The organism is Sphingomonas flavalba (genome assembly GCF_047553045.1).
Taxonomy (GTDB): Bacteria; Pseudomonadota; Alphaproteobacteria; order Sphingomonadales; family Sphingomonadaceae; genus Sphingomonas_L; species Sphingomonas_L flavalba_A.
In genome coordinates this window covers 1,560,406-1,585,359 of record NZ_CP180208.1, presented here as the reverse complement: position 1 = coordinate 1,585,359, position 24,954 = coordinate 1,560,406, and the positions used below count along the sequence as shown (strand labels likewise).

The window sequence follows — 24,954 nt, the reverse complement described above, 5'->3', positions numbered from 1 at the left end:
GCGAATTTCATGAAGGAAGCTTCTCCAATGCACCTCTCTTTTGCCTCCACCCGCCCCGCCGGTGCCGATGCTCTCGCTCTGCTCGTTCCGGGCGGGGGCAAGGTGCAGGTGGCCGGTCTGGCGGCGGAGGATGCGGAACTGGTGGCGGCGGCAATCGCCGGTGCCCGTTTTGAAGGAGACGCCGGAACGGTCGCCGAAGTCTTCGCGCGCGTCGACGGTACGCCGCGCCGCGTGCTGCTCGCCGGTGTCGGTGCCGGTACGCCGGTCGATCACGAACGGGCCGGCGCGGCGCTTACCGCCCGCCTGCTGAAATCGGGGGCGGAAAAGCTGGTCGTCGATCTGACCGGGGGCGATGTTTCGGCAGAGGCGGCGGCTGCGCTCGGCGCCGGCGCGGTGCTGCGCGGCTGGCAGTATGACGTCCATCGCACCCGTCAGCAGGCTAAGAACAAGGCGACACTGGTCGAAATCGTCCTGGTCGGCGCGCCGGATGGCAGCGAAGCGGCCTGGGCGCGGGCGGACGCGGTCGCCCAGGGCGTCGGCTTCACCCGTGAGCTGGTGACGGAACCGGCGAACATCATCTACCCGGAAAGCTTCGTCGAACGCTGCCTGCCGCTGAAGGATCTGGGGGTAGAGGTCACGGTGCTGGACGAACCGGCGATGCGCAAGCTCGGCATGGGCGCGCTGCTCGGTGTCGCGCAGGGGTCGGCGCGGCCGCCGCGCCTTTTGGCGCTGCGCTGGGACGGCACCGGTGGCGCGCAGGACGTGCCGCTCGCGCTGGTCGGCAAGGGCGTAACCTTCGACACCGGCGGCATTTCGATCAAGCCCGCCGCCGGTATGGAAGACATGAAATGGGACATGGGCGGCGCCGGCGCTGTCGTTGGAACGATCAGGGCGCTCGCCCTGCGCAAGGCGAAGGCGCACGTCGTCGGCGTCTGCGGGTTGGTCGAGAACATGCCCGGCGGCAACGCCCAGCGGCCGGGTGACGTCGTGACGTCAATGTCCGGGCAGACGATCGAGGTGATCAATACCGACGCCGAAGGCCGGCTGGTCCTGTCAGACGCGCTCGCCTGGGTGCAGAAGGTGCACAAGCCGCGCACCATCGTCGACCTGGCGACGCTGACCGGGGCGATGATCATCGCGCTCGGCCACGAACATGGCGGCCTGTTCGCCAACGACGATTCGCTGGCCGATCAGTTGCTCGCCGCCGGCAGGGCGTCCGGCGACCCGCTGTGGCGCTTCCCGCTCGGCGACGCCTACAACAAGCTGCTCGACTCGCAGATCGCCGACATGAAGAATGTCGGTCCACGCTACGCCGGCTCGATCACCGCCGCCCAGTTCCTCCAGCGCTTCGTCAATGACGGCGTCCGCTGGGCGCATCTCGACATCGCCGGTATGGTCTGGGCCGACAAGCCCGGCGCGGTGTGGGACAAGGGCGCGACCGGCTACGGCGTCCGCCTGCTCGACCGCTTCGTCGCCGACAATTTCGAGAAATAGCACCGGCGTGCAGGTCGACTTCTACCATCTGACCGCCGGCCCGGTCGGCGCCGTCCTCCCCCGCATCGCAGAGCGCGTGCTGGAGGGCGGCGGCCGGCTGCTGGTGGTCAGCGCCGACCCGGTGCAGCGCGGCGCGCTCGACCGCGATCTCTGGGCCTACCGCGCTGACGCTTTCCTGCCCCATGCCCAGGCGGGGGAGGGCGGCGAGCCGGACCAGCCGGTGCTGATCGCCGACGCGCCGGTGCCGCTCAACGCCGCCCGCAACATCGCGCTCGTCGACGGCCAGTGGCGCGACGAAGCGACCGGTTTCGACCGCGCCTTTCACTTCTTCGACGAAGACGGGATAGAGGCCGCCCGCGCCGCCTGGCGCGCGCTCGCCGACCGCGAAGGCATCGAACGCCGCTACTGGAAACAGGACCCCGCCGGCCGCTGGACGCAGGTCGCTTAGGACAAGCGGGATTCACGTCGCCGGCAAAGGCGGCTACACTTGCCGGCGTGAGCCTGCCGCATCCGCTTGCCGTCCGCTGGGGCGACCATCTCCGCCGCGACCGGCGGCGCTCGCCGCACACGGTGCGCGCCTATGTCGCCACCGCCGAACGGCTGCTCGCCTTCCTCGCCGATCATCACGGTCAGGCGGTCGACGTCGCGCTGCTCAGGACGATCGGCGCCGCTGACCTGCGCGCCTTCCTCGCCCGGCGACGCAACGAGAATATCGGCAATGCCTCGGCGGCGCGCGAACTGTCGGCGGTGCGCGGTTTCCTCGCCTTTGTCGGCGTCGAAGCACCACGGCTGAAAGGTCCCAGGGTCAAACGCGGCGTGCCGCGCCCGATTTCGCCGGACGAGGCGCTGGCGCTGGCCGACACGGTGGCGGAGGAAGCGCACCAGCCGTGGATCGGCACCCGCGACTGGGCGGTGCTGCTGCTGCTCTACGGTGCCGGTCTGCGCGTCGGCGAAGCGATGGCGCTGACCGGCGCGGTGCTGCCGATCGGCGAAGCGATGGCGGTGACCGGCAAGCGGGACAAGACGCGGATCGTGCCGATCCTGCCGCAGGTGCGCGAAGCGATAGAGGCCTATGTCGCCGCCTGTCCCTGGCCGATCGAGCGGGACGGGCCGTTGTTCCTGGGCGCCCGTGGCGGCCCGCTATCGGCCGCGCTGGTCCGCCGCGCCGTCCGCAAGGCGCGGGCCGGGCTTGGCCTCGGCGACCGCACCACCCCGCACGCGCTCCGCCACAGCTTCGCCACCCACCTGCTCGGCCGCGGCGCCGATCTGCGCGCCCTGCAGGAACTGCTTGGCCATGCCAGTCTCAGCTCGACCCAGATCTACACCGCCGTCGATGCCGCGCATCTGCTCGACGTCTACCGCAACGCCCACCCCCGCGCCTGAGGGGCGGCGCTTACGCTGACCCCAAACCGTCCATCCCGCGCGAACTCACCGTTCCGGCCGCCAGAACAGCACCCGCCACACATACACCGCCAGCACCGCGACGATCACCGCGCTCGACAGCGGGCCGAGCACCGCCTCGATATCGGCGAACCGCTTGCCGAGCACATAGCCCGCAATCGCAAGCATCGCCGTCCAGCCGGCGGTCCCGATCGTCGACCACAGCAGGAAAGGGGCCGTCTTCATGCCAAGCAGCCCGGCGGGGATCGAGATCAGCGACCGCACCGTCGGCAGCATCCGTCCGAACAGGATCAGCGGCGCGCCGAAACGTTCGAACAGCGCCTCGCCGCGCTCGATCTCGCGCCAGTCGATGGTCAGCCAGCGGCCGAACCGGTCGATCAGCGGGCGGAACCGGGCAATGCCGATCGCCCGCGCCAGCACGTACCAGACGTAGTTGCCGGCCATCGCGCCGATCGTGCCGCTGACGATCACGCCCCACAGGCTCATATAACCGCGCGCCGCGCCGACGCCGGCAACCGACATGATGACTTCGGACGGGATCGGCGGGAACACCGTCTCCAGGAACATCAGCAGCGCGACGCCCAGATAGCCGGCCTCCTCGATCAGGCGGATCACCCAGTCGGTCATCGCGCGGCCAGCCGCGCTTCGATCGCGTCCCAGATCATCGCGCCGGTATCGGTGCCGTTGAACGCATCCATGCCGACGAATCCGGTGGGGGAGGTGACGTTGATCTCGGTCAGCCACTTGCCGCCGATCACATCGATGCCGACGAACACCAGCCCCCGCCGCTTCAGCTCCGGCCCCAGCGCGGCGCAGATTTCCAGCTCGGTCTCGGTCAGCGTCGTCGCCGCCGCGCGCCCGCCGACCGCCAGGTTCGACCGGATTTCGCCGTCGCCCGGAATACGGTTGATGCCGCCGGCGACGACGCCGTCGACCAGGATGATCCGCTTGTCGCCCGACACCACGTCGGGGATGAAGGCCTGCAGCATGTGCGGCTCGCGGTAGGCGGTGTTGAACACCTCGATCAGCGACGACAGGTTGGCGTCGCCGCGCCCGATCTTGAAGATCGCCTTGCCGCCGTTGCCGTGCAGCGGCTTGACGACGATCTCGCCATGCTCGTCAAGAAACCGCCGCGCCTCGTCCAGGCTGCGGGTAATCAGTGTCGGCGGCATGAACCGCGCATAGTCCAGCACCAGAATCTTCTCCGGCGCGTTGCGGACGGAGGCGGGGTCGTTGACCACCAGAGTCCGGTCGGAAATCCGCTCCAGCAGGTGGGTCGCGGTGATGTAGCCGAGGTCGAACGGCGGGTCCTGGCGCATCAGCACCACGTCCGCCTCGCTGCCCAGGTCGAGCGTCACCGGGTCGCCGGCGGTGAAATGGTCGCCCGCCACCCGCTTGACCGTCACCGGCCGCGCCTTGGTCCACACCCGTCCGTCGGCGTAGCTCAGGTCCTCCGCCGCGTAATGAAACAGCCGGTGCCCGCGCGCCTGCGCCGACAGCATCAGGGCAAAGCTCGAATCGCCGGCGATCTTGATCGTCTCCAGCGGGTCCATCTGGACCGCGACGGTAAGGGACATTGGCGGGGCACTCCTTGTCGCCCGCGCTCTACGGGCTGGCGGCGGCCTTGTCACCCATGCCAGGCATTGGCGATGTGGCGGGGCAGCCGACCCGGCGCGACAAGGATCACGTCGATGCGGATCGTGTCGGCGTCTGCGGCATAGCGGGGGGCAAGCAATGTCGCCGCTGCCGCCACCCGCTTCAGCCGTTGCCGGTCGATCGCATGGTCGAGCGCCGCCGCGCGCGTCCGGTGCTTGACCTCGACGAAGGCGATGGTGCGGCCGCGCCGCGCGATCAGGTCGATCTCGCCCACCGCCGTGCGTACCCGCCGGTCGATGATCCGCCAGCCGTGCAGGCGCAGCCACCATGCCGCGACCGTCTCGCCGCGCCGGCCGTGGCGCTCCGCCGTCCGCCGTGCCTGCGCCGTCATCCGCCGCCTTTCAGCGCCATCGCCCGCGCATAGAGCGCCTTGCGGTCGGCACCGGTCGCCTTCGCGACTTCGCCCGCCGCCTTGGCCGGGGGCAGGCGGGTCAGCGCCTCGGCCAGGGCCGCGTCGATTGCGTCGGCATCGGGGGCGGGCGCGTCGCCCGGCGGCGCCACGATGACGACGATCTCGCCCTTCGGCGGCGCCTCGGTATAGCGCGCGGCCAGTTCGTCCAGCGTGCCGGTCACGCATTCCTCGAACCGCTTGCTGATCTCGCGCGCCACCGCCGCCTCGCGCTCGCCCAGTCCGGCGGCCAGCGCGGCAAGGCAGTCGCCCAGCCGCGGCCCCGATTCGTACAGCACCAGCGTCGCGCGGACCGCCGCGACCTCCGCAATCGCCTGCGCCCGCGCCGCCGCCTTGGCGGGCAGAAAGCCCAGAAACAGGAACCGGTCGGTCGGCAGCCCGGCCAGGGTCAGCGCCGCCACCGCCGCGCACGGGCCGGGCAGGGTGGTCACCGGCACCCCCGCTGCCCGCGCGTCGCGCACCAGCTTGAAACCGGGGTCGGAAATCAGCGGCGTGCCCGCGTCGGAGACCAGCGCCACCGCCTGCGTCGCCATCCGGGCGATCAGTTCCGGCCGCATCCGGTCGGCGTTGTGGTCATGATAGGGCAGCATCGGCCGCTTGACGCCCAGATGGTGAAGCAGCTTGGCCGTTACCCGGCTGTCCTCCACCGCAATCAGGTCGGCTGCCGCCAGCACCTGTCCGGCGCGCGGAGACAGATCGGACAAGTTGCCGATCGGCGTGGCGACGATGTAGAGGCCGGGTTCCAGAGTTTCGTTCATAAGGGAATCGTCATGGCAGAGGCATATGCGGCGCCGCAACCGCGTCCTTGGGGTCTGGCGCGGCTGGCGGGCCTGGCGATGGCGCTTCTCATCGCGGGCTGTTCCACCGTCGTGCCGCGTGGCCAGCCGCCGGCGCCCCCGCCGCCGACCACCCAGCCCGGTCCGGTCGACAACCAGTTGCCGACCGATACCGAACGCCACCGCATCGCCGTGCTGGTGCCGACGACCGGTTCGGTCGCGGCGGTCGGTCAGTCGATCGCCAATGCCGCCAACCTTGCGGTTCTCGATACCGGCGGCCAGCGTATCCGCGTCACTGTCTATGACACCGCGCCCGGCGCCGCCGCCGCCGCGCAGCGCGCTCTGGCCGACGGCAACAAACTGATCCTCGGCCCGCTGCTTGCCGACGATGTCCGCGCTGTCGCCCCGCTCGCCCAGCGCGCCGGCGTGCCGCTGATCAGCTTTTCCAACGATGTCAGCGTCGCCGGGCGCGGCACTTTCATCATGGGTTATAACCCGGTCCAGTCGATCGACCGCGTGGTCCGTTATGCCCGCGCGCGCGGCGTTGTCCGCTTCGCCGGGCTGATGCCGGCGGGCACCTATGGCCAGCGGGCGGCGACGGCAATGATCCGCTCGGTCGAATCGGCCGGCGGGCAGGTTGTCGCGATGCAGAATTTCGACCGCAGCCGGACGTCGCTGGCCACTGCCATCGGCAAGCTGCCGAAGAACGGCTACGACGCGGTGCTGATCGCCGACAGCGGTCGCATCGCGCTGCAGGCGGCGCCGCTGGTCCGCAAGGAAGGCGGGGCGGATGCGCGCATTCTCGGCACCGAATTGTGGAACACCGAAACCAATCTGGGGACAAGTCCGGCCATGGCCGGCGCTTGGTTCGCCAGCGTGTCGGACGGGCTCTACAACCAGCTGGCCGGCAAATACCGCAGCCGCTACGCCGCCGCGCCCTACCGCATCGCCAGCCTTGGCTATGACGGGGTGCTGCTCGCCACCCGCATCGCGCAGGACTGGCGGATCGGCACGGCTTTCCCGGTTCAGAAGCTGACCGATACCGGTGGCTTCGCCGGTATCGACGGAGCGTTCCGCTTCGGCCGTGACGGCGTTGCCGAACGCGCGCTGGAGGTGAAGCAGATCGGCACCGGCGGCTTTACCGTCGCGTCCCCGGCACCCGCCCGCTTCGGCGAGTAAGCGCCTCTGCCAGGCCGCCGCACCGACCGCTCCGCCAGAACCCTGTTTGTGGGGAATGCGGGGCGGTCGCGGCGTCCGCTCACCCGGCGGCGACGATCTCCGCCAGAATCGAATCGAGCAGCAGCATCCCGGCGTCGCTGACCGTCAGCCGCTCGTCGTTCAGCGTCATCAGCCCGTGCCCGGCCAGCCGCGTAACCGCCGCCCGGTCGACCAGCCGGTCGCACCCGGTCCGCTTCGCGATATGGGTCAGGTCGACGCCCTCGCTCAGCCGCAGGCCCATCAACAGCGCCTCGCTCGCCCGCGCCGCCGGGCTCAGCGCGTCCTCGCGGACGATGCCGTGGCCGTTGCGGGCAACCGCGCTCAGGAAATTCTCGGGCTTGCGGTGGCGCTCGCTTGCCATCGCCAGCCGGCGGCCATGCGCGCCGGGGCCGACGCCCAGATAATCGTCATAGCGCCAGTAAGACAGGTTGTGCCGGCTCGCTTCGCCGGGGCGCGCATGGTTCGACACCTCATAGGCTGAAAGGCCGGCGGCGGCGGTCATCGCCCGGGTCAGTTCGAACAATGTCGCGCCGTGGTCGGGGTCGACCGGGCGCAGCGTGCCGTTCGCGACCAGCGTCGCGAAGCGGGTGCCCGGCTCGATCGTCAACTGGTAGAGCGACAGGTGACTGGTGCCGAAACCGATCGCCCGCGCCAGTTCGGCTTCCCACGCCGCCGCGCTCTGTTGTGGTCGGGCATAGATCAGGTCGAAACTGACCCGACCGAATGCTTCCTGCGCGGTGTCCAGCGCTCGCAGCCCCTCGTCGACGCCATGGGCGCGGCCAAGGAAGGCGAGCACCGCGTCGTCCAGCGCCTGCAGGCCCAGCGACACGCGGTTGACCCCGGCCGCCGCCAGATCGGCGAAGCGCGCCGCCTCGACCGAGGAGGGGTTGGCCTCCAGCGTAATCTCGATGCCGTCGGCGAAGCCCCAGTGCCGCTCCGCCGCGCCGATCAGCGCCGCCACGATCGCGGGCGGCATCAGCGATGGCGTGCCGCCGCCGAAGAATATCGAGGTTAGCGGGCGCCCCGGCACCAGTGCCGCCTCATGCGCCAGGTCGGCGAGCAGCGCCTGCTGCCAGCCATCCTCGTCGATCGTCGCGCGAACGTGGCTGTTGAAATCGCAATAGGGGCATTTGGAGACGCAGAACGGCCAGTGGATGTACAGCGCCAGTGGGTCGGGGATGGCGGTCAGAGCAACGCCGCCTTCAGCCTGACGAATGCGTCGGCGCGGTGGCTGATCGCGTGCTTCGCGTCCGGGTCCATCTCGCCGAATGTCTCGGCGTGGCCGTTCGGCTGGAAGAACGGGTCGTAGCCAAAGCCGTGCTCACCGCGCGGCGGCCAGACCAAAACGCCGTCGACCCGCCCTTCGAAGCTTTCGATATGCCCGTCCGGCCAGGCGACCGACAGGGCGCAGACGAAATGCGCGTCGCGCGGCGTATCGGGACCAAGCTCGACGAGGTGCTCGTGGACCAGCCGCATCGCATAGCCGAAATCCTTCTCCGCCCCTGCCCACCGCGCGGAGAAAATGCCGGGGTCGCCGCCCAGCGCGTCGACGCACAGGCCGCTGTCGTCGGCCAGTGCCGGCAGGCCGGACAGGTCGGCCGCCAGCCGCGCCTTCAACTCGGCATTGGCGATGAAGCTGGTGCCGGTTTCTTCCGGTTCGGGCAGGCCCAGCGTTCCCGCCGATACCGGGTCGATCCCCGCCGGGCCGAGCAGCGCGGCGATCTCGCGGACCTTGCCGGCATTGTGGCTGGCGACGACCAGCCGCCCGGCGGCGAGCTTGCGGCTGGTCTGGTGGTTCATCCCGCGATCGCCTTGTCCTGCGCGGCGAAAATCTCGGTGCAGCCGATCCGGGCAAGGCGCAACAGGCGCAACAGGGCCTCCTCGTCATAAGGCGCGCCTTCGGCCGTCGCCTGCGCCTCGGCGATGTTGCCGTCGCCGGTCAGCACGAAATTGGCGTCGGCGCCGGCATTGCTGTCCTCGACATAATCCAGGTCGAGCACCGGGGTTCCCTGATAGATGCCGCAGCTGATCGCCGCGACCTTCTGGGTAATCGGGTCTTCGTTCAGCAGGCCCTGCCGCATCAGGCCGTTGACCGCCAGGCGCAATGCCACCCACGCGCCGGAAATGGAGGCGGTGCGGGTGCCGCCGTCGGCCTGGATGACATCGCAGTCGACGGTGATCTGGCGCTCGCCCAGCTTCTTCAGGTCGACGACCGCGCGCAGCGACCGGCCGATCAGCCGCTGGATTTCCTGCGTCCGGCCGGACTGCTTGCCCTTCGCCGCCTCACGGCTGCCACGGGTGTGGGTGGCGCGGGGCAGCATGCCGTATTCCGCCGTCACCCAGCCTTCGCCCTTGCCGCGCAGCCATGGCGGCAACCGCTCCTCGACGGATGCGGTGACCAGCACCTTGGTGTCGCCGAAACCGATCAACACCGATCCTTCGGCGTGGCGGGTGAAGTTCGGCGTGATGGTGATCGCTCGCATCTGGTCTGGCGCGCGGCCGGAAGGGCGCATGATATATCCTTGTCTGCTGGTGTCGGGTGGTTGGGTCCGGCCTGTAGCTCCGCTCGCCGCGCCATGCCACCCCCTTGCCACGTCCCGCCGGCCATGCTCAAAGCGGCGACATGCGCAGGACACTCATCATTATCGGCGTCGTCGCCGCGCTGATCGGCTTCTGGTGGCTGGGGCAGGGGACGGCGGTCATCCGCTGGCCGGCCTCGCCGATGCTCGGCGAACCGGTGTGGATCACCGCCGGTTCGGCACTGGGCGCGTTCGGGCTGGTGCTGATCCTGATCGCTCGCCGCATCCGTTGATCCGCGCCCCGGCGGCGCTTCACCTGCGGCGCATCACACCCTAGATAGACGATATGAATTCGCAGAGCATCCTGGAGATGTCGGACCGCGCTCGCGCCGTGTTCCGGCTGGTGGTCGAGAATTACATCGACAACGGCGCGCCGGTCGGTTCGCGGACGCTGTCGCGGCTTGCCGCGCTCAACCTGTCCTCCGCTTCGATCCGCAACGTCATGCAGGATCTGGAAGAGGCCGGGCTGCTCGCTGCCCCGCATATTTCCGCCGGGCGCATCCCGACCGAAATCGGCCTGCGCCTGTTCGTCGACGCCATGATGCAGGTGGCGGAACCCTCGGCGGAGGAGCGTGCGGAGATCGAACGTCGTTCCGCCAATGCCGGGCCGATCGAGGAAGCGATTTCGTCGGTCACCGCCACGCTGTCCGGCCTGTCGGCCTGCGCCGGCATCGTGCTGGTGCCGAAGCATGAGCCGGTGCTGCGCCAGCTCGGCTTCGTGCCGCTGTCCGGGCGGCAGGCGATGGCGGTGCTGGTCGGACAGGACGGGTCGGTCGAGAATCGCGTTGTCGATCTGCCGTCCGGCGTCACGCCCTCGCTGTTGATCGAGATCGGCAATTACGTCAGCGAACGCCTCGCCGGGCTGACGCTGAGCGAGGCGCAGGAACGGATGACGGCGGAGGTTTCCGCCGGCCGTGCCGCGATCGACCGCGCCGCCGGGGACCTGATCGCGCGCGGCCTCGCCGTCTGGTCGCGCGACGGCGCCCGCCCGGTCCTCATCGTCCGCGGCCAGGCGCGCCTGCTCGACGACGACGCGACCGCGCATCTCGAACGCGTCCGCCAGTTGCTAGACGAGCTGGAAGGCAAGGAGGAAATCGCCCGCCTGCTCGATCTGGCGCGGGATGCCAGCGCCGCGCGCATTTTCATCGGATCGGAGAACAAGTTGTTCGCCCTGTCCGGCTCCTCGGTCATCGCCGCGCCCTATCGCGGCGGGGACGGGCGGGTGGTCGGCGTCGTCGGCGTGATCGGCCCGACGCGATTGAACTACGCGCGCATCGTTCCCATGGTTGACTTCACCGCACAAACCCTGTCGAGGCTGATGGCATGAACGAAGACGAGAAGATCGAAACCCCCACCGCCGAGGACACCGCGTCCGCGGCGCCCGACAGTGCCGGGCAAGACCGTCTCGCCGCGCTCGAGGCCGAACTGGCCGAGGCGAAGGCGGCGGCGCTCTACGCGCAGGCGGAAACCCAGAACACCCGCCGCCGGCTGGAACGCGAAGTGGTTGACGCGCGCACCTATGCCGCGACCGGCTTTGCGCGCGACATCCTGTCGGTCGCCGACAACCTCGCTCGCGCGCTGGCCGCGATCCCGGCGGAATTGCACGATGACGAGCGGGTAAAAGGTCTGGTCACCGGCATCGAGGCGACCGAGCGCGAACTGGCGACCGTGTTCGAACGCAACGGCATCACCCGCGTCGACGCCCTCGGCGAGCCGCTCGACCCCAACCGCCATCAGGCGATGGTCGAAATCCCGAGCGCGGACGCGGAACCGGGGACGATCGTGCAGGAAATGCAGGCCGGTTACATGATCAAGGACCGTCTGCTCCGCCCCGCGCTGGTCGGCGTCGCCAAGGCGGCGGGCTAATCCGGCCAGCCCAGCCCGGCAAAGGGCAGGCACCGCGCCTCCGGGCAATCGCCGCCGCGCGCCAGAAACGCGTGGCGGACGATCTCGGCCTGCTGCTCTATGCCGTAACGGGCGAACGGCTTGCCCGGCGCCAGCGTGTAGCGATAGCGGCAGAACGGGTGGCGCATCAGCGGCAACCACCAGCGGCCGCCGCGCTGCGCCTGCCAGACATGGGTCATCTCGTGGATGAAATGGCCCTGCAACGCAGCGGTCGCGGTGCTGAAATCAGCACAATAGGCGTGGCCGTCCGGGTGGAACCACAGGTGGCCGTCCGGCGCCATCGTCACCCGGCGTGGCTGGAACGGCCACCATTTGCGGCGGTGCACCCGTACCCGGTCATAAGCGATCGCGTCGCCGAAGATCGCCGCGGCCAGCGCCCGCTCACCCTTGGTCAGCGTCCGTCCGTCCATGAAAGCCTTGTCCTGTTTAAGCGGCACCTATTCCGCCCAAGGCCGGCCACCGCTTAATGCGCGGCGGCGCCCATCGCCTGCACCGGTGTGTCGACCTGAATGCGGGTGCCGTTGCCGAAGGAAAAGACCAGCGGCAGCGTCTTGCCGGGGGTAATCGCCGGGTTGATATTCCACAGCATCACGTGCAGCCCGCCGGGGGCGAATTCCACCTTGCCGCGCGCCGCCACCGGCACCGCGGTCACCGTGTTCATCCGGGCCACGCCGTTGTCGATCTTGCTTTCGTGCATCTCGACGCGGATCGCCATCGGGCTGGACACCTGGATCAGGTTGGTCGCCTCCTCGCCGCCATGGACGGTGAAATAGGCGACGGACGGGTTGCCCGCGACCGGAGAGAGCTGGACGCTGGCCTTGTCGACGTACAGCTCCGGGGCCTTCTGGCAACTGGCCGTGATCGCCAGCAGGGGAAGAAGGAACAACGTTCGGGCCATCGCAACACCTCCGCTTGCTACTGGAGGGCGCAAGTCTACGCGTCGGGGCGACTTGCGACAAGCGAAAGCCCCCCTATATCGCCCCGGTAAACCCGGCCCTATGGTCGGGCGGTTTTGTACTTTGCAGGGGCATGAGGACGATAATGGCAAAAGTGATCGGTATCGATCTTGGCACCACCAACAGCTGCGTTTCGGTGATGGAGGGCGGCAAGCCCAAGGTCATCGAAAATTCGGAAGGCGCGCGCACCACGCCGTCGATCGTCGCCTTCGCCAAGGACGGCGAGCGGCTGATCGGCCAGCCGGCGAAGCGCCAGGCGGTGACCAACCCGGACAACACCGTGTTCGCGGTTAAGCGGCTGATCGGCCGCCGCTTCGACGATCCGGTGACCAAGCGCGATACGGAACTGGTGCCCTACAACATCGTCAAGGGCGCCAATGGCGATGCGTGGGTCAAGGCCGGCGGCGCCGACTATTCGCCGTCACAGATCAGCGCCTTCATCCTCCAGAAGATGAAGGAAACCGCCGAATCCTACCTCGGCGAAACCGTCACCCAGGCGGTCATCACCGTTCCCGCCTATTTCAACGATGCCCAGCGGCAGGCGACCAAGGACGCCGGCCAGATCGCCGGACTGGAAGTGCTGCGCATCATCAACGAGCCGACGGCGGCCGCGCTCGCCTACGGGCTTGAGAAGCAGGACGGCAAGACCATCGCGGTCTACGACCTCGGCGGCGGCACCTTCGACATCTCGATCCTCGAGATCGGCGACGGCGTGTTCGAGGTGAAGGCGACCAACGGCGACACCTTCCTCGGCGGCGAGGATTTCGACACCAGGATCGTCCAGTATCTCGCCGACGAGTTCAAGAAGGCGGAAGGCATCGACCTGACGCAGGACAAGCTGGCGCTGCAGCGGCTGAAGGAAGCCGCCGAAAAGGCGAAGATCGAGCTGTCCTCGGCGCAGACGACAGAGGTCAACCTGCCGTTCATCACCGCCGACGCCACCGGGCCGAAGCATCTGGTCAAGACGATCACCCGCGCCGATCTGGAACGGCTGGTCGAAGAACTGATCAAGCGCACGCTCGAACCGTCGAAGAAGGCGCTGGCCGACGCCGGGCTTCAGGCCAGCGACATCGCGGAAGTCGTCCTCGTCGGCGGCATGACCCGCATGCCGCGCGTGCGTGAAGTGGTGAAGCAGTTCTTCGGCAAGGAGCCGCATACCGGCGTCAACCCGGATGAAGTCGTCGCGATGGGCGCCGCCATTCAGGCGGGCGTGCTGCAGGGCGACGTCAAGGACGTGCTGCTGCTCGACGTCACGCCGCTGTCGCTGGGCATCGAAACGCTGGGCGGCGTGTTCACCCGGATGATCGACCGCAACACGACGATCCCGACCAAGAAGGCGCAGACCTACTCGACTGCCGACGACAATCAGCAGGCGGTGACGATCCGCGTGTTCCAGGGTGAGCGCGAGATGGCGGCCGACAACAAGCTGCTCGGCCAGTTCGACCTCGTCGGCATCCCGCCGGCGCCGCGCGGCGTGCCGCAGATCGAGGTGACGTTCGACATCGACGCCAACGGCATCGTCAACGTCTCGGCGCGCGACAAGGGCACCGGCAAGGAACAGCAGATCAAGATCCAGGCGTCGGGCGGCCTCAGCGATTCCGACATCGACCAGATGGTTCAGGATGCCGAACGTTTCGCGGAAGAAGACAAGAAGCGGCGCGAATCGGCAGAGGCGAAGAACAACGCCGAAAGCCTGATCCACACCACGGAACGCCAGCTTTCCGAACATGGCGACAAGGTCGACGCGGCGCTGAAGGGTGAGATCGAGGCGGCGATCGCCGAAGCGAAGGCGGCGGTCGAAGGCGGCGACAGCGCGGCGATGAGCGAAAAGGCGCAGGCCCTCGCTCAGGTTGCGATGAAGCTTGGCCAGGCGATCTACGAAAAGGAACAGGCTGCTCAGGCTTCGCCCGGCGCGGATGCGCCGGAGCCGGCCAAGGCCGACGACGACGTCGTCGACGCCGAATTCTCGGAAGTCGACGACAACAACAAAGGCTGACGGTGACGCGGGCCCCGACCTCGCGCACCCCGAACGGACCGGGGAGCAGGCGCCCCATGCCTGCTCCCCCCCGCCGGGGCACAACTGCCCGCGCGCCCGTCACGCGGGCCGGGCAGCGCGCGCGCGCCGGTCAGCCCATCACGCTCCACACACCCACCCCAAACCCGTCCATCCCGAGCGAGGGCCTCGGGGCTTGGGCCTGTGCCAACCTCGGCACCCCCCCAAAAAACCCGTCCATCCCGAGCGCAGTCGAGGGACGCACAATCTATCCGGCCCGCGAAGGCGACCCGGCGCGCGCCCGCGCAGTCCGGCCCACCGCTCCGTTCGCCCGGCAGGCGGCCTCCCTCCTGCCGGCCCAGGGCCAGCGCGCCGCCCGGCCAGCATCAAACCAATCTGAATCCAATCCCAGCCCACACCCGTCCATGCCGAGCGTAGTCGAGGGACGCACCAACAACGGACGCAGCAGGGCGCCCATGCGGGCACATACGGGGGCATGATGAGCACCGACGTCGATTATTACGAACTGCTGCAGGTTGAACGCACCGCCGACGGCGGCACGATCAAATCCGCCTATCGCAAGCTGGCGATGCAGTATCATCCCGATCGCAACGGCGGCCGGGCCGATGCGGAAGCGAAGTTCAAGGCGATCAACGAAGCCTATGACTGCCTGAAGGACCCTGAAAAACGCGCCGCCTATGATCGCTACGGCAAGGCCGCGTTCCAGAATGGCGGCTTCGGGCAGGGCGGGGCCGGCATGCACGGCTTCGAGGGGTTCTCGGACATCTTCGAAAATATCTTCGGCGAATTCATGGGCGGCGGGCGCGGGCGGCAGCAAAGCGGCCCCCGGCGCGGCGCCGACCTGCGCTACGACCTCGAAATTACGCTGGAGGAAGCGTTCCACGGCAAGCAGACGCAGGTGTCGATCGACGTGTCGGCGCCGTGTGACGGTTGCGACGGATCGGGCGCGCGGCCGGGTACCGCCGCGCGCGCCTGCACCACCTGCGGCGGCATCGGCAAGGTCCGCGCCCAGCAGGGACCGTTCGTCATCGAGCGGCCGTGCCCGTCCTGCGACGGCGCCGGACAGGTCATCGCTGATCCGTGCCCGCAATGCCGGGGTGAAGGACGGGGGGACAAGACCCGCACCCTCGACGTCGATGTTCCGCCGGGGGTGGATGACGGTACCCGCATCCGCCTGTCGGGGGAGGGGGAGTGCGGCGCGCGCGGCGGGCCGTGCGGCGATCTCTACATCTTCCTCCACGTCGCCCGGCATGCCCTGTTCGAACGCGAAGGGACGACGCTGTTCGCGCGCGCGCCGATCAGCTTCACCACCGCCGCGCTCGGCGGGTGCATCACCGTGCCCGGCCTCGACAAGCAGCCGCACGAAATCCGCATTCCCGCCGGAATCCAGTCGGGCAAGCAACTCCGCCAGCGGGGCGCCGGCATGCCGGTGCTGCAGGGGCGGGGGCGTGGCGACCTCGTCGTCCAGATCGAGGTCGAAACGCCGACCCGGCTCAGCGCCCGGCAAAAGGAATTGCTGGAAGAATTTCGCGCCACCGAGACCGGCGATGAATGCCCGGCCAGCCAGGGCTTCTTCACCAAGCTGAAGGCGATGCTGGACCTTTAGAGTTTGTTCGCCTTAGGCGGAAGCGGCACCGGCCCGCACCCCCACCCGGCCTCCCATATGATACTGCCGTTGGGAGGCCGGGTGGGGGTGCGGGCCGGTGCCGGCTCTGGAGGGAAGGGAGCCCGCCGTCATTGCGAGCCGCGCAGCGGCGCGGCAATCCCCGTTACTTCAATACCCCACACACGAAAAACCCCTCGCCGGTTGCCCGGGGAGGGGTCGTTTCGCGTCAGAGGGCGACAACCGTTCCGACGACCAGAGCCTGGGTAGCCACAATGACCATCAGGCTCAGCATGTTTTCGACGTAGCGCATGATTGCCTCCTCGCAGAGCGTTTGTCATGTCTGCGAGTAGAGATAATATTATTACGCGGAATCGCAATTTTAAAATAAGCCAATGCAGTTGCGGTTTTTGCAATCAGGCGGTGCCGAACACCCTCTCGAAAATCGTGTCGACGTGTTTCAGGTGATAACCTAGGTCGAAGCTCCGCTCGAGTTCCGCGTCGGACAGCGTCACCTCCGGGTCCGCCTTCAGCAGTTCGAGCAGCGACAGCGCCCCGTCGGACTCCCACACCTTCATCGCGTTGCGCTGGACCAGCGCATAGGCGGCTTCGCGACTCACCCCGGCCTGGGTCAGCGCCAGCAGCACCCGCTGCGAATGGACCAGCCCACCCATCCGGTCGAGATTCTTCTGCATCCGTTCGGGGTAGACCAGCAGTTTGTCGATCACCCCGGTCAGCCGGGCGAGCGCGAAGTCCAGCGTGATCGTCGCGTCGGGGCCGATGTAGCGCTCGACTGATGAATGGCTGATATCGCGCTCATGCCACAGCGCGACATTCTCCAGCGCCGGAGTGACGTAGCCACGCACCATCCGCGCCAGCCCGGTCAGGTTCTCTGTCAGCACCGGGTTGCGTTTGTGCGGCATCGCCGACGAACCCTTCTGCCCCGGCGAGAAATATTCCTCCGCCTCCAGCACCTCGGTCCGCTGCAGGTGACGGATCTCCACCGCCAGCCGCTCGATCGACGAGGCGATGACGCCCAGCGTCGCGAAGAACATCGCGTGTCGGTCACGCGGGATGACCTGGGTCGATACCGGTTCCGGTACCAGTCCCAGCTTCGTCGCGACATGCGCCTCGACCCGGGGGTCGACATTGGCGAAGGTGCCGACCGCGCCCGAAATCGCGCAGGTCGCGACCTCGGCCCGCGCCGCGACCAGCCGCGCCCGCCCGCGCGCAAACTCGGCATAGGCCTCGGCCATCTTCAGCCCGAACGTCACCGGCTCGGCATGGATGCCGTGGCTACGGCCGATCGTTGGCGTCAGCTTATGCTCGATCGCCCGGCGCTTCAGCACCGCCAGCAGTGCGTCGACATCGGCGATCAGCAGATCGGCCGCCCGGACCAGTTGCACCGCCAGGCAGGTGTCGAGCACGTCGGAACTGGTCATCCCCTGGTGCAGGAAGCGCGCCTCGTCGCCGACATGCTCGGCGACGTTGGTCAGGAAGGCGATGACGTCGTGCTTGGTGACCGCCTCGATCGCGTCGATCCGGTCGACCTCGAACGCGCCGCGTTCCCACACCGCCTTCGCTGCCTCTTTGGGCACGATGCCAAGCTCGGCCATCGCGTCGAGTGCATGCGCTTCGATCTCGAACCAGATGCGGAAGCGGGTTTCGGGGGTCCAGACCGCCACCATGTCGGGGCGGGAATAGCGCGGGATCATCGCCCAAATTCCTGAGTTGTTCGCCAATCGTCGCGGATTCCGATCGGAATCCGGTCGAGCGGTGCGCTAGCAGGGATGGGTGGCCCCCGCAATCGCCGGTCCGTTGCAACGGCGCCTTTGCCGCCGCGTTGATTGAGTGCAGCGCAAGCCCCCGCGCCGCACCTCGCCCGGATCGAACGGGCCGAAACCCCAATCACGTGGAGATGACCTATGTTTCGTACTCTGTTGATGGTTGGCGCCCTCGCGCTGACTACCCCCGCCCTGGCTCAGGATCAGCCGGCCGCCGAAGCGCAGCCGGCGGCCGCCAAAGCGAATGTCGCCGCCGTCGTCGAATCCGAATTCGATACCTATGACACCGACAAGAGCGGTGACCTGAACGAGCAGGAGTTCAGCACCTGGCTGATCGCGCTCAAGACCCAGGCCGAAGGCGACAAGGCCAAGGCCACCGACCTGCAGAAATGGGCGAGCGCGGCCTTCGCCCAGGCTGACGCCGACAATAGCAAGGCGGTGTCGCCTGCCGAATTGACCACTTTCCTCCAGGGCTGACCTCCCGGCCCTCACTGGCGGGCTTCCCCTGCGGGAGGCCCGCTTTTTTGTGGCTCAGATCAGCCCGGCCGCGCGCATGCTGCTGTGTCCGCCGGCACCGATGATGATGTGATCGTGAACGACGATCGACAGGTGCTTACCGGCTTCAATCAGTGCGCGGGTGACGGCGATGTCCTGCCGGCTGGGGGCAGGGTCGCCGCTTGGGTGGTTGTGGACCAGAATCACCCCGCTGGCGCCTAGGTCGATCGCCCGGCGGATGACTTCGCGCGGGTGGATCGCCGCCTGATCGATCGATCCTTCGCTGGTCAGTTCGTCGCGAATCAGCATGTTGCGCGCGTTGAGGTAGAGCACGCGCACCCGCTCGACCGGAATATGGGCAAGATCGGCGCGGAGATAGTCGAGCAGCGCCTGCCAGCTGGCGATGACCGGGCGATCGCTGACCTCGGCACGGATCAGGCGCAGCGCGGCGGCCTGCACGATCTTCAGCGCCGCAACACTGGTGTCCCCCAGCCCGGCGCGGGTCAGTGCCGCCGCGTCCGCTGACAGCAGGCCGCCGATCCCGCCGAACTGGTGGATCAGGCGCTTGGCAAGCGGCTTGGTGTCCTGCCGGCGGATGGTTAGGCCGAGCAGATATTCGATCAGTTCGTGATCGAGGAGCGAATCGCCGTCGCTGAACAACCGTTCGCGCAGGCGCGACCGGTGACCGGTGCCGTCGGTTATCCCATCCCCCATGCGGCGAGCGTAACGGTAATCGGCGCGATCGGGAAGCGCGGCGGCACGGTGTTGACTTGGACCCGCCCGGTTCCTAAACGAGCCGCGCGCCGGCAGGGTGGCCTGCGGCGGCAGTGCGTCGCCTGGACTTTGTCCGGCGATGTTTTCTTATCTGTAGGTGAGCCTTGGCTGACGACCGCCAGACCGGGAAAGATGATCTCGACCGACGCATCGCCGATGCGAAGGCGGAGCATGCCCGTGGCGGTGCGCAGCCGGTGGGCGGCGCCGAAAGCCGGGGCTGGGCCATTGGTGTCGAATTCGTCGGCGCGGTTCTGGTCAGCGGTTTCATTGGCTGGCTGATCGACAATCATGCCGGTTTGGGTACCAAGCCGTGGGCAATGGTGGTGATGCTGGTTCTGGGTTTTGCCGCTGGCACCCGCCGGGCGATGAAGACCTCGGCACAGTTCGATGCCAGCCCCGATAACGACGAGCGGAACGAGAAGTAGCGGCATGGCCAATCCAATGGAGCAGTTCGAGATCAAGACCCTGCGCCCGCTGGACGCAATGGGTTATGACATCTCGTTCACCAACAGTTCGCTGTGGATGCTGGTGGCGATGTTCACCATCGCCGCCTTCCTGTTCATTGGCACCGCGCGGCCGCAGCTGGTGCCGGGGCGTTGGCAGGCGGCGGTCGAGTATATGTACGAATTCGTGCAGAAAATGCTCGACGAGAATGTCGGCGCCGATGGCCGGCGTTTTGTGCCGCTTGTCTTCTCGATCTTTATCTTCGTGCTGGCCTGCAACCTGCTGGGCCTTCTGCCCTGGGTCGGCGCCTTCACCCCGACCAGCCATGTCGCGGTGACGCTTGGTCTGGCGGTCATTGTATTCGCGGTCGTGTGCATCGTCGGCTTTGTCCGTCACGGCCTGCACTTTTTCAGCCTGTTCTGGCCGAAGGACGCCAACATCCTGCTTGGCGCCTTCGTGTTCCTGATCGAGTTCATCAGTTTCCTGTCGCGGCCCTTCACCCTGGCGATCCGGTTGTTCGCCAACATGACCGCCGGGCACGTGCTGTTGAAGGTGTTCGGCACCTTCGTCGTCGCCCTCGGCTCGTTCCAGGCGCTGCCTTATGTTTTCGGCGTGCTGCCTCTGGCGGTCAACGTCGCGCTTACGGCGCTGGAACTGCTGATCGCGGTGGTGCAGGCCTATGTTTTCGCATTGCTGACGTCGATCTATCTGAACGACGCGGTCAATCTTCACTAAGCATTTCAATCGACGGAAAGGTAATTGACATGGACGCAGAAGCAGCACGGGTGATTGGTGCCGGTCTCGCGGCGGTTGGCGCGGGCCTCGCGGCTATCGGCGTTGGCTCGGTGTTCGGCCAGTATCTGAATGGCGCGGTCCGCAATCCGGAAGCCGATGCCAAGATGGGCGGTCGCCTGATCTTCGGCTTCGCCGTGACGGAAGCGCTCGGCCTGATCGCGGCGGTTGTCGCGCTGGCGCTGGCGTTCAGCTGAGTCGAACGCCGCCGCACGCCTGAAACGGGAAGCCAATGCCGCAATTTGATTTCGCCTCTTTCGTGCCGCAGCTCTTCTGGCTGACGGCGTTCTTCGCGATCCTGTATTTCGGGATCGTGCGCTTCACCTTGCCGAAACTCGGTCGGGTAATGACGGCGCGTGAGGATCAGGTCACTGGCGATATCGCCACGGCCGAAAGCGCGAAGGCGGAGGCGGACGGCATTCAGGCCGCCTATGACGCGGGCATCGCGGAAGCGCGAGAGCGCGCCCGCGCGACGCTGGCCGACAGCAAGGCTGAGGCCGGCCGGTCGATCGAAACGCGGCTGGCGGTTGCCGGCGAAGAGGTCGATACTAGGCTGAAGGCGGCGGAATCCGCGCTGGAGCAGGCGCGGGCCAAGGCGATGACCAGCATCGAGACGATCGCGGCGGAGGCTTCGGCCGACATCGTCGAACGTTTCACCGGCAAGCGGCCGACCCCGGCCGCCGCCGCCAAGGCCGCCAAGGCCGCCATCGCGGCACATTGAGGCAGGCATGAGCGCACACGCACCCGGCATTCCGCAGAACACCGTCGCCCTCACGCAGGAAGACGCCACTCATGGCGCGGAGCCGCAGTTGCTCGGCCTGGGGGCGGAAGGCTGGGTCTATGTCAGCCTGACGCTGTTCTTCATTCTGGCGCTGGTGCTGAAAGTACCCAAGCAGATCGCCGGCGGGCTTGATGCCCGCATTGCCGATACCCGGCGGCAACTGGACGAAGCGAAGGCGATCCGTGCGGAGGCGGAGGCCCTGCTTGCCGAGGCGCAGAAGCGCAATGCGGCGAGTGCGGGCGATGCCGACGCGATTGTCGCCCGGGCGCGGGAGGAGGCGCAGCAGATCGTCTCCGCCGCGGAAGAGGATGCTAATGATCTCGTCGCGCGCCGCGCCCGGATGGCGGAGGAGAAGATCGCCGCCGCGGAGCGTGGCGCGGTAGCGGATATTCGCGCCGCCGCAGCCAGCGCTGCGATGAGCGCGGCGACAGCGCTCATCGCCGAGAAGCATGATGCGGCGACCGACAAGGCGCTGATCGACCGGACGATTGCCGGGCTGGGCCGCGTCAACTGACGTCGCCCGTCCGCCGGGTGGGATGAACGAACGGTGGCATCGGCGCGCCTGACCGCCTAAATCCCCGCCATGCCCAAGCCGCCGGCCCCGGATCGCTTCAACGAGGAAAAGGCCGTCTTCACCGTTCGCGGTGCGGATGCGCCCAACCTCGATGAAGGCGTGCAGGCGATCCGCACCGTCCTGAAAACGCTGCCGGCGCGGCCCGGCGTCTACCGTATGCTCGATGCGCGTGGCGATGTGCTGTACGTCGGCAAGGCGCGGGCGCTGCGTAACCGCGTCGTCAATTATACGCAGGTCACCCGCCTGCCGAAGCGGTTGCAGCGCATGGTCGCGCAGACCCGGTCGATGACGATCGTCACGACCAACAATGAAGCAGAAGCGCTGCTGCTGGAAGCGCAGCTGATCAAGCGCTATCGCCCGCCATACAACGTCCTGCTGCGCGACGATAAGAGCTTTCCGTTCATCCTTCTGCGCGCCGATCATGCCTTTCCGCGCATTCACAAGCACCGCGGCGCGCGTAAGGCCAAGGGCAGCTATTACGGGCCTTTCGCCAGTGCAGGGTCGGTGACACGGACACTGAACGCGCTGCAGAAGCTGTTTCTGTTGCGGTCCTGCACCGACAGTTTTTTTGCCAACCGGTCGCGGCCGTGCCTGCTCTATCAGATCAAGCGCTGCTCCGCCCCGTGTGTCGGCCGTATCGCCGAGGATGCTTATGCCGAGCTGGTCGACGATGCGAAGGCGTTCCTTGCCGGTAAGTCGACGCAGGTGCAGCGCAAACTCGGCGCGGCGATGGAACGCGCTTCCGCCGATCTCGATTTCGAACTGGCGGCGATCTATCGTGACCGCCTGAAGGCGCTGACCTTCATCCAGGGCGGCCAGGCGATCAATGCCGAGGGGCTGGGCGACCTCGACATCTTTGCGCTGGCCCGCACCGCCGGCGTGGTGTGCATCCAGGCCTTCTTCATCCGTGGCGGCCAGAACTGGGGGCATCGCGCCTTCTTCCCCTCCCATGTCACCGACGTGCCGGATGACGAGGTAATGGCCAGCTTCCTTGTCCAGTTCTACGAAAGCGTGCCGCCGCCGAAAATGGTACTGGTCGACCGCGACCTGCCCGGCGCGGAGGTGCTGACGGAGGCGTTGGGCGCGCAGGCCGGGTTCCGCGTTGCCCTGTCGCGGCCGCAACGCGGTGATCGGCTGCGGCTGATCCGGCAGGCCGAACGCAATGCCGTCGAGGCGCTGGAGCGGCGGATGGCGGAGACGACGACCCAGGCGAAATTGCTGCGCGAGCTCGCCGATCTGTTCGAGCTGGACGGGCCGCCCGACCGGATCGAGATATACGACAACAGCCACATCATGGGCACCAACGCGCTGGGAGCGATGGTCGTCGCTGGCCCGGAGGGGTTCCGCAAGAACGCCTATCGCAAGTTCAATATCAAACGCGGCGAGACCGTGCCGGGCGACGATTTCGCGATGATGCGCGAGGTGCTGGAACGGCGCTTTGCCCGAGCGCGAAGCGAAGATCCGGACCGTGACGGCGGCGAGTGGCCCGATCTGGTGCTGATCGACGGCGGTCGGGGCCAGCTGAACGCGGTGCGGCAGGTGCTGGAGGAAATGGGGGTGGAGGACGTGCCGCTGGTCGGTATCGCCAAGGGGCCGCACCACGGGCGGGACGGGCGCGAAGTATTCCACCTGACCGACGGGCGCGAAATCAGCCTGCCGCCCAACGCGCCGGTGTTGTTCTACCTTCAGCGGTTGCGTGATGAGGCGCACCGTTTCGCGATCGGCGCGCACCGCACCCGGCGGGCGAAGCAGATCGGTGGCAGCTCGCTGGATGAGGTGCCGGGCGTTGGCCCGGCACGTAAGAAGGCGCTGTTGATGCATTTCGGCACGGCGCGGGCAGTGCGCGACGCCAGCCTGGAGGATCTGTGTCGCGCGCCGGGTGTGTCGACCGGGGTGGCGCAGGGCATCTACGATTTCTTCCACAGTCGATAGGGACGGAGGGGAGAACGGTTTACCCGTCTTTATTCCCGGCGGCGTAGGCAGCCGGGATGAAGACGCCGGTATTGTTGACGATCGATACGGAGCTGGTCTGGCGCCACTATTCCGCCGGGCTGGATATCGCCGACGTCATCCAGCGCTCGATCGACCCGGCCGGGGTCGGCCTGCGCTACCAGCTCGACCTGCTTGGGCGACATGGGTTGAAGGCGTGTTTCTTCGTCGACCCGATGCCGGCGCTGGTGCTGGGGCGAGCGGCGGTCCGCGCCATCGTCGCGCCGATTCTGGCGGCGGGGCAGAAGGTGCAGTTGCACCTGCACCCGAACTGGGCGGGGGCGACACTGGACGATCGCCGCGTCGCCGGCGGTTTCAAGCTGAACGGCTGCCCGCCGGAACGGCAGCGGGCGTTGATCGCCGAGGCGGCGGCCAACCTGCTTTACGAAGGACGATTGTGAGCACTGCCCTTCTTGTCCGGCCGCCGGCGCCGGTACCGCTGCGGCTGACCGCCGGCGCGCGCACGATGCTGACCGTGCACCGGCGGCTGCACCGGGTCGGCGTGACGCTGGCCGGCGGCCTGTCCGGCGCGCCGGTGCCGCTGCCGCCGCTGGCCGACGCGCAGGGCTGGCTGGTGACCGCGCTGCCGATCATACAGGCGGAGACGGTGGCGCCGGGCGGCTGCGCGGTGCTGGAACGCCAGCGCTATGCCCGCCGTTATGTCGATCTGGACGGCGGGTTCGATGCGTATCTGGCCGGGCTGTCGCAAGCGACGCGCGCGTCGCTGCGGCGCAAGGCGCGACGGCTGGGCAATGCCAGCGGCGGGATGATCGCGGTCACCGCCCACCACGACCCGGCGTCGATCCACGAATTCTACCGCAAGGCGCGGGGCATTTCGCGGCTGACCTATCAGGAACGGTTGCTGTACGCGGGCTTGCCGACCGACGACGGTTTCGTCGCCGGGATGCAGCGCGCGGCGGCGGCGGGGGAACTGCGCGCCTGGCTGCTGCACATCGGCGAGCGCCCGGCGGCCTATCTGTATTGTCCGGCGGCGGGGGATACGCTGCTCTACGCCCATCTTGGCCATGACCCGGCCTTTGCCGCGCTGTCGCCGGGAAGGGTGCTGCAATATTGCGCGCTGGAGGCGCTGTTCGCCGAGCGGCGTTTCGCCCGGTTCGACTTTGCCGAGGGCGATGGCCAGCACAAACGCCAGTTCGCCACCGGGGCGGTGCCCTGCGTCGATCTGCTGATTCTGCGCCGGTCGCCGGCCAATCTGGCGATGCTGGGCCTGATCGGCGGGTTCGACCGGGCGGTGGCGCTGGCCAAGCGCTGGGGCGCCGGGCCGCTGGTTCGCCCGCTGCTGCGCTGAA

General features: G+C 67.9%; 29 protein-coding genes. 18 read left to right on the top strand and 11 right to left on the bottom strand.

Translation table 11 applies throughout. From position 1 onward, the window contains the following. Window positions 1-27 precede the first annotated feature (27 nt). The 3 genes from ACMT1E_RS07670 to ACMT1E_RS07660 are packed head-to-tail and all read left to right on the top strand — an operon-like array spanning window position 28 to window position 2,877. Window positions 28-1,494, top strand: coding sequence for a leucyl aminopeptidase (locus tag ACMT1E_RS07670; protein WP_414903199.1), 1,467 nt, complete (start codon window positions 28-30; stop codon window positions 1,492-1,494). Window positions 1,495-1,501: 7 nt separating this feature from the next. Beyond that, window positions 1,502-1,942 (top strand): DNA polymerase III subunit chi, encoded by a 441-nt coding sequence (locus tag ACMT1E_RS07665; RefSeq protein ID WP_414903197.1) that lies wholly within the window; start codon window positions 1,502-1,504, stop codon window positions 1,940-1,942. 53 nt (window positions 1,943-1,995) lie between these two features. Continuing rightward, window positions 1,996-2,877, top strand: a complete 882-nt coding sequence (locus ACMT1E_RS07660; protein WP_414903326.1) for a tyrosine recombinase XerC — start codon at window positions 1,996-1,998, stop codon at window positions 2,875-2,877. Between the two features lie 45 nt (window positions 2,878-2,922). Here the strand turns inward: ACMT1E_RS07660 and ACMT1E_RS07655 are convergent, their stop codons facing one another. Genes ACMT1E_RS07655 through rsmI form a run of 4 tightly spaced genes read right to left on the bottom strand, consistent with a single transcriptional unit; the run spans window position 2,923 to window position 5,718 of the window. After that, window positions 2,923-3,522, bottom strand: a complete 600-nt coding sequence (locus tag ACMT1E_RS07655) for a DedA family protein (protein WP_414903195.1) — start codon at window positions 3,520-3,522, stop codon at window positions 2,923-2,925. Then, window positions 3,519-4,472: a glutathione synthase gene (gene gshB, locus ACMT1E_RS07650; protein WP_414903193.1), complete on the bottom strand. Its 954-nt coding sequence runs from the start codon at window positions 4,470-4,472 to the stop codon at window positions 3,519-3,521. Before gshB ends, ACMT1E_RS07655 begins: the two co-directional genes overlap by 4 nt. 50 nt (window positions 4,473-4,522) lie before the next feature. Next, a complete protein-coding gene (locus tag ACMT1E_RS07645) occupies window positions 4,523-4,882 on the bottom strand; it encodes a YraN family protein (RefSeq protein WP_414903191.1) in 360 nt (119 codons plus the stop codon). Next, window positions 4,879-5,718 carry a 16S rRNA (cytidine(1402)-2'-O)-methyltransferase gene (gene rsmI / locus ACMT1E_RS07640; protein WP_414903190.1) on the bottom strand — a complete coding sequence of 280 codons (840 nt, stop codon included), beginning with the start codon at window positions 5,716-5,718 and terminating at the stop codon, window positions 4,879-4,881. The genes ACMT1E_RS07645 and rsmI overlap by 4 nt, the downstream gene beginning before the upstream one ends. Before the next feature lie 12 nt (window positions 5,719-5,730). Between rsmI and ACMT1E_RS07635 the strand changes: the two genes are divergently transcribed. Further along, window positions 5,731-6,915, top strand: coding sequence for a penicillin-binding protein activator (locus ACMT1E_RS07635; RefSeq protein ID WP_414903188.1), 1,185 nt, complete (start codon window positions 5,731-5,733; stop codon window positions 6,913-6,915). Window positions 6,916-6,994: 79 nt separating this feature from the next. Here ACMT1E_RS07635 and hemW read toward each other — a convergent pair whose 3' ends face one another. Genes hemW through rph form a run of 3 tightly spaced genes read right to left on the bottom strand, consistent with a single transcriptional unit; the run spans window position 6,995 to window position 9,467 of the window. Beyond that, complete coding sequence (hemW, locus tag ACMT1E_RS07630) at window positions 6,995-8,170, bottom strand: radical SAM family heme chaperone HemW (RefSeq protein ID WP_414903324.1); 1,176 nt, start codon at window positions 8,168-8,170, stop codon at window positions 6,995-6,997. Continuing rightward, window positions 8,140-8,754 (bottom strand): RdgB/HAM1 family non-canonical purine NTP pyrophosphatase, encoded by a 615-nt coding sequence (rdgB, locus tag ACMT1E_RS07625; RefSeq protein ID WP_414903187.1) that lies wholly within the window; start codon window positions 8,752-8,754, stop codon window positions 8,140-8,142. The genes hemW and rdgB overlap by 31 nt, the downstream gene beginning before the upstream one ends. Continuing rightward, entirely contained in the window at window positions 8,751-9,467 is a 717-nt protein-coding gene (gene rph, locus ACMT1E_RS07620; RefSeq protein ID WP_414903185.1) for a ribonuclease PH, read from the bottom strand. Before rph ends, rdgB begins: the two co-directional genes overlap by 4 nt. Before the next feature lie 110 nt (window positions 9,468-9,577). Between rph and ACMT1E_RS07615 the strand changes: the two genes are divergently transcribed. From ACMT1E_RS07615 to grpE, 3 genes are read left to right on the top strand one after another with little or no spacing between them, the layout of a single operon-like run. After that, window positions 9,578-9,766: a hypothetical protein gene (locus tag ACMT1E_RS07615; RefSeq protein ID WP_414903183.1), complete on the top strand. Its 189-nt coding sequence runs from the start codon at window positions 9,578-9,580 to the stop codon at window positions 9,764-9,766. 53 nt (window positions 9,767-9,819) lie between these two features. Beyond that, on the top strand, window positions 9,820-10,860 hold the full coding sequence (gene hrcA / locus ACMT1E_RS07610) for a heat-inducible transcriptional repressor HrcA (RefSeq protein ID WP_414903182.1): 1,041 nt from the start codon (window positions 9,820-9,822) through the stop codon (window positions 10,858-10,860). Next, window positions 10,857-11,399 (top strand): nucleotide exchange factor GrpE, encoded by a 543-nt coding sequence (gene grpE, locus ACMT1E_RS07605; protein ID WP_414903180.1) that lies wholly within the window; start codon window positions 10,857-10,859, stop codon window positions 11,397-11,399. Before hrcA ends, grpE begins: the two co-directional genes overlap by 4 nt. Here the strand turns inward: grpE and ACMT1E_RS07600 are convergent. Together ACMT1E_RS07600 and ACMT1E_RS07595 are read right to left on the bottom strand one after the other, a co-directional pair. Beyond that, complete coding sequence (locus ACMT1E_RS07600; RefSeq protein ID WP_414903322.1) at window positions 11,396-11,848, bottom strand: vgr related protein; 453 nt, start codon at window positions 11,846-11,848, stop codon at window positions 11,396-11,398. The genes grpE and ACMT1E_RS07600 overlap by 4 nt on opposite strands. A gap of 53 nt (window positions 11,849-11,901) precedes the next feature. Further along, a complete protein-coding gene (locus ACMT1E_RS07595) occupies window positions 11,902-12,324 on the bottom strand; it encodes a copper chaperone PCu(A)C (protein WP_414903179.1) in 423 nt (140 codons plus the stop codon). Between the two features lie 155 nt (window positions 12,325-12,479). On the opposite strand from ACMT1E_RS07595, the gene dnaK reads away from it, so the two are divergent. Continuing rightward, window positions 12,480-14,390, top strand: a complete 1,911-nt coding sequence (gene dnaK, locus ACMT1E_RS07590; RefSeq protein ID WP_414903178.1) for a molecular chaperone DnaK — start codon at window positions 12,480-12,482, stop codon at window positions 14,388-14,390. A 496-nt stretch (window positions 14,391-14,886) separates the two neighbouring features. Continuing rightward, window positions 14,887-16,014, top strand: a complete 1,128-nt coding sequence (dnaJ, locus tag ACMT1E_RS07585; protein ID WP_414903176.1) for a molecular chaperone DnaJ — start codon at window positions 14,887-14,889, stop codon at window positions 16,012-16,014. A gap of 413 nt (window positions 16,015-16,427) precedes the next feature. On the opposite strand, the gene purB is transcribed toward dnaJ, so the two are convergent. Further along, a complete protein-coding gene (purB, locus tag ACMT1E_RS07580) occupies window positions 16,428-17,726 on the bottom strand; it encodes an adenylosuccinate lyase (protein ID WP_414903175.1) in 1,299 nt (432 codons plus the stop codon). 228 nt (window positions 17,727-17,954) lie between these two features. Here purB and ACMT1E_RS07575 point away from each other — a divergent pair, with 228 nt between their 5' ends. Further along, window positions 17,955-18,272, top strand: coding sequence for an EF-hand domain-containing protein (locus ACMT1E_RS07575; protein WP_414903173.1), 318 nt, complete (start codon window positions 17,955-17,957; stop codon window positions 18,270-18,272). A 54-nt stretch (window positions 18,273-18,326) separates the two neighbouring features. On the opposite strand, the gene radC is transcribed toward ACMT1E_RS07575, so the two are convergent. Then, window positions 18,327-19,004 carry a RadC family protein gene (gene radC, locus ACMT1E_RS07570; RefSeq protein ID WP_414903171.1) on the bottom strand — a complete coding sequence of 226 codons (678 nt, stop codon included), beginning with the start codon at window positions 19,002-19,004 and terminating at the stop codon, window positions 18,327-18,329. A 164-nt stretch (window positions 19,005-19,168) separates the two neighbouring features. On the opposite strand from radC, the gene ACMT1E_RS07565 reads away from it, so the two are divergent. From ACMT1E_RS07565 to ACMT1E_RS07530, 8 genes are all read left to right on the top strand, one after another. Continuing rightward, the gene (locus ACMT1E_RS07565; protein ID WP_414903169.1) at window positions 19,169-19,489 is read left to right on the top strand and encodes an AtpZ/AtpI family protein; all 321 of its coding nucleotides are present in this window, start codon (window positions 19,169-19,171) and stop codon (window positions 19,487-19,489) included. Window positions 19,490-19,493: 4 nt separating this feature from the next. After that, complete coding sequence (locus tag ACMT1E_RS07560) at window positions 19,494-20,243, top strand: F0F1 ATP synthase subunit A (protein ID WP_414903168.1); 750 nt, start codon at window positions 19,494-19,496, stop codon at window positions 20,241-20,243. 29 nt (window positions 20,244-20,272) lie between these two features. After that, window positions 20,273-20,497, top strand: a complete 225-nt coding sequence (locus ACMT1E_RS07555; RefSeq protein ID WP_136161447.1) for a F0F1 ATP synthase subunit C — start codon at window positions 20,273-20,275, stop codon at window positions 20,495-20,497. A 35-nt stretch (window positions 20,498-20,532) separates the two neighbouring features. After that, window positions 20,533-21,021 (top strand): ATPase, encoded by a 489-nt coding sequence (locus ACMT1E_RS07550; protein WP_414903165.1) that lies wholly within the window; start codon window positions 20,533-20,535, stop codon window positions 21,019-21,021. Window positions 21,022-21,028: 7 nt separating this feature from the next. Then, on the top strand, window positions 21,029-21,595 hold the full coding sequence (locus ACMT1E_RS07545) for a hypothetical protein (protein WP_414903164.1): 567 nt from the start codon (window positions 21,029-21,031) through the stop codon (window positions 21,593-21,595). 69 nt (window positions 21,596-21,664) lie between these two features. After that, window positions 21,665-23,587 (top strand): excinuclease ABC subunit UvrC, encoded by a 1,923-nt coding sequence (gene uvrC, locus ACMT1E_RS07540; protein ID WP_414903162.1) that lies wholly within the window; start codon window positions 21,665-21,667, stop codon window positions 23,585-23,587. A gap of 56 nt (window positions 23,588-23,643) precedes the next feature. Next, the gene (locus tag ACMT1E_RS07535; protein WP_414903160.1) at window positions 23,644-24,045 is read left to right on the top strand and encodes a hypothetical protein; all 402 of its coding nucleotides are present in this window, start codon (window positions 23,644-23,646) and stop codon (window positions 24,043-24,045) included. Continuing rightward, on the top strand, window positions 24,042-24,953 hold the full coding sequence (locus ACMT1E_RS07530) for a GNAT family N-acetyltransferase (protein WP_414903158.1): 912 nt from the start codon (window positions 24,042-24,044) through the stop codon (window positions 24,951-24,953). The genes ACMT1E_RS07535 and ACMT1E_RS07530 overlap by 4 nt, the downstream gene beginning before the upstream one ends. The last annotated feature ends 1 nt before the right edge of the window (window position 24,954 follow it).

Coding starts and splice junctions, on each gene's coding strand:
- rph (WP_414903185.1), bottom strand. CDS start 9,467: ATGCGCCCTTCCGGCCGCGCGCCAGACCAGATGCGAGCGATCACCATC.
- ACMT1E_RS07670 (WP_414903199.1), top strand. CDS start 28: ATGCACCTCTCTTTTGCCTCCACCCGCCCCGCCGGTGCCGATGCTCTC.
- ACMT1E_RS07535 (WP_414903160.1), top strand. CDS start 23,644: ATGAAGACGCCGGTATTGTTGACGATCGATACGGAGCTGGTCTGGCGC.
- ACMT1E_RS07655 (WP_414903195.1), bottom strand. CDS start 3,522: ATGACCGACTGGGTGATCCGCCTGATCGAGGAGGCCGGCTATCTGGGC.
- ACMT1E_RS07600 (WP_414903322.1), bottom strand. CDS start 11,848: ATGGACGGACGGACGCTGACCAAGGGTGAGCGGGCGCTGGCCGCGGCG.
- ACMT1E_RS07575 (WP_414903173.1), top strand. CDS start 17,955: ATGGTTGGCGCCCTCGCGCTGACTACCCCCGCCCTGGCTCAGGATCAG.
- ACMT1E_RS07545 (WP_414903164.1), top strand. CDS start 21,029: ATGAGCGCACACGCACCCGGCATTCCGCAGAACACCGTCGCCCTCACG.
- radC (WP_414903171.1), bottom strand. CDS start 19,004: ATGGGGGATGGGATAACCGACGGCACCGGTCACCGGTCGCGCCTGCGC.
- ACMT1E_RS07550 (WP_414903165.1), top strand. CDS start 20,533: ATGCCGCAATTTGATTTCGCCTCTTTCGTGCCGCAGCTCTTCTGGCTG.
- ACMT1E_RS07645 (WP_414903191.1), bottom strand. CDS start 4,882: ATGACGGCGCAGGCACGGCGGACGGCGGAGCGCCACGGCCGGCGCGGC.
- uvrC (WP_414903162.1), top strand. CDS start 21,665: ATGCCCAAGCCGCCGGCCCCGGATCGCTTCAACGAGGAAAAGGCCGTC.
- ACMT1E_RS07560 (WP_414903168.1), top strand. CDS start 19,494: ATGGCCAATCCAATGGAGCAGTTCGAGATCAAGACCCTGCGCCCGCTG.
- hrcA (WP_414903182.1), top strand. CDS start 9,820: ATGAATTCGCAGAGCATCCTGGAGATGTCGGACCGCGCTCGCGCCGTG.
- ACMT1E_RS07555 (WP_136161447.1), top strand. CDS start 20,273: ATGGACGCAGAAGCAGCACGGGTGATTGGTGCCGGTCTCGCGGCGGTT.
- grpE (WP_414903180.1), top strand. CDS start 10,857: ATGAACGAAGACGAGAAGATCGAAACCCCCACCGCCGAGGACACCGCG.
- rdgB (WP_414903187.1), bottom strand. CDS start 8,754: ATGAACCACCAGACCAGCCGCAAGCTCGCCGCCGGGCGGCTGGTCGTC.
- dnaK (WP_414903178.1), top strand. CDS start 12,480: ATGGCAAAAGTGATCGGTATCGATCTTGGCACCACCAACAGCTGCGTT.
- dnaJ (WP_414903176.1), top strand. CDS start 14,887: ATGAGCACCGACGTCGATTATTACGAACTGCTGCAGGTTGAACGCACC.
- ACMT1E_RS07635 (WP_414903188.1), top strand. CDS start 5,731: ATGGCAGAGGCATATGCGGCGCCGCAACCGCGTCCTTGGGGTCTGGCG.
- purB (WP_414903175.1), bottom strand. CDS start 17,726: ATGATCCCGCGCTATTCCCGCCCCGACATGGTGGCGGTCTGGACCCCC.
- ACMT1E_RS07615 (WP_414903183.1), top strand. CDS start 9,578: ATGCGCAGGACACTCATCATTATCGGCGTCGTCGCCGCGCTGATCGGC.
- gshB (WP_414903193.1), bottom strand. CDS start 4,472: ATGTCCCTTACCGTCGCGGTCCAGATGGACCCGCTGGAGACGATCAAG.
- rsmI (WP_414903190.1), bottom strand. CDS start 5,718: ATGAACGAAACTCTGGAACCCGGCCTCTACATCGTCGCCACGCCGATC.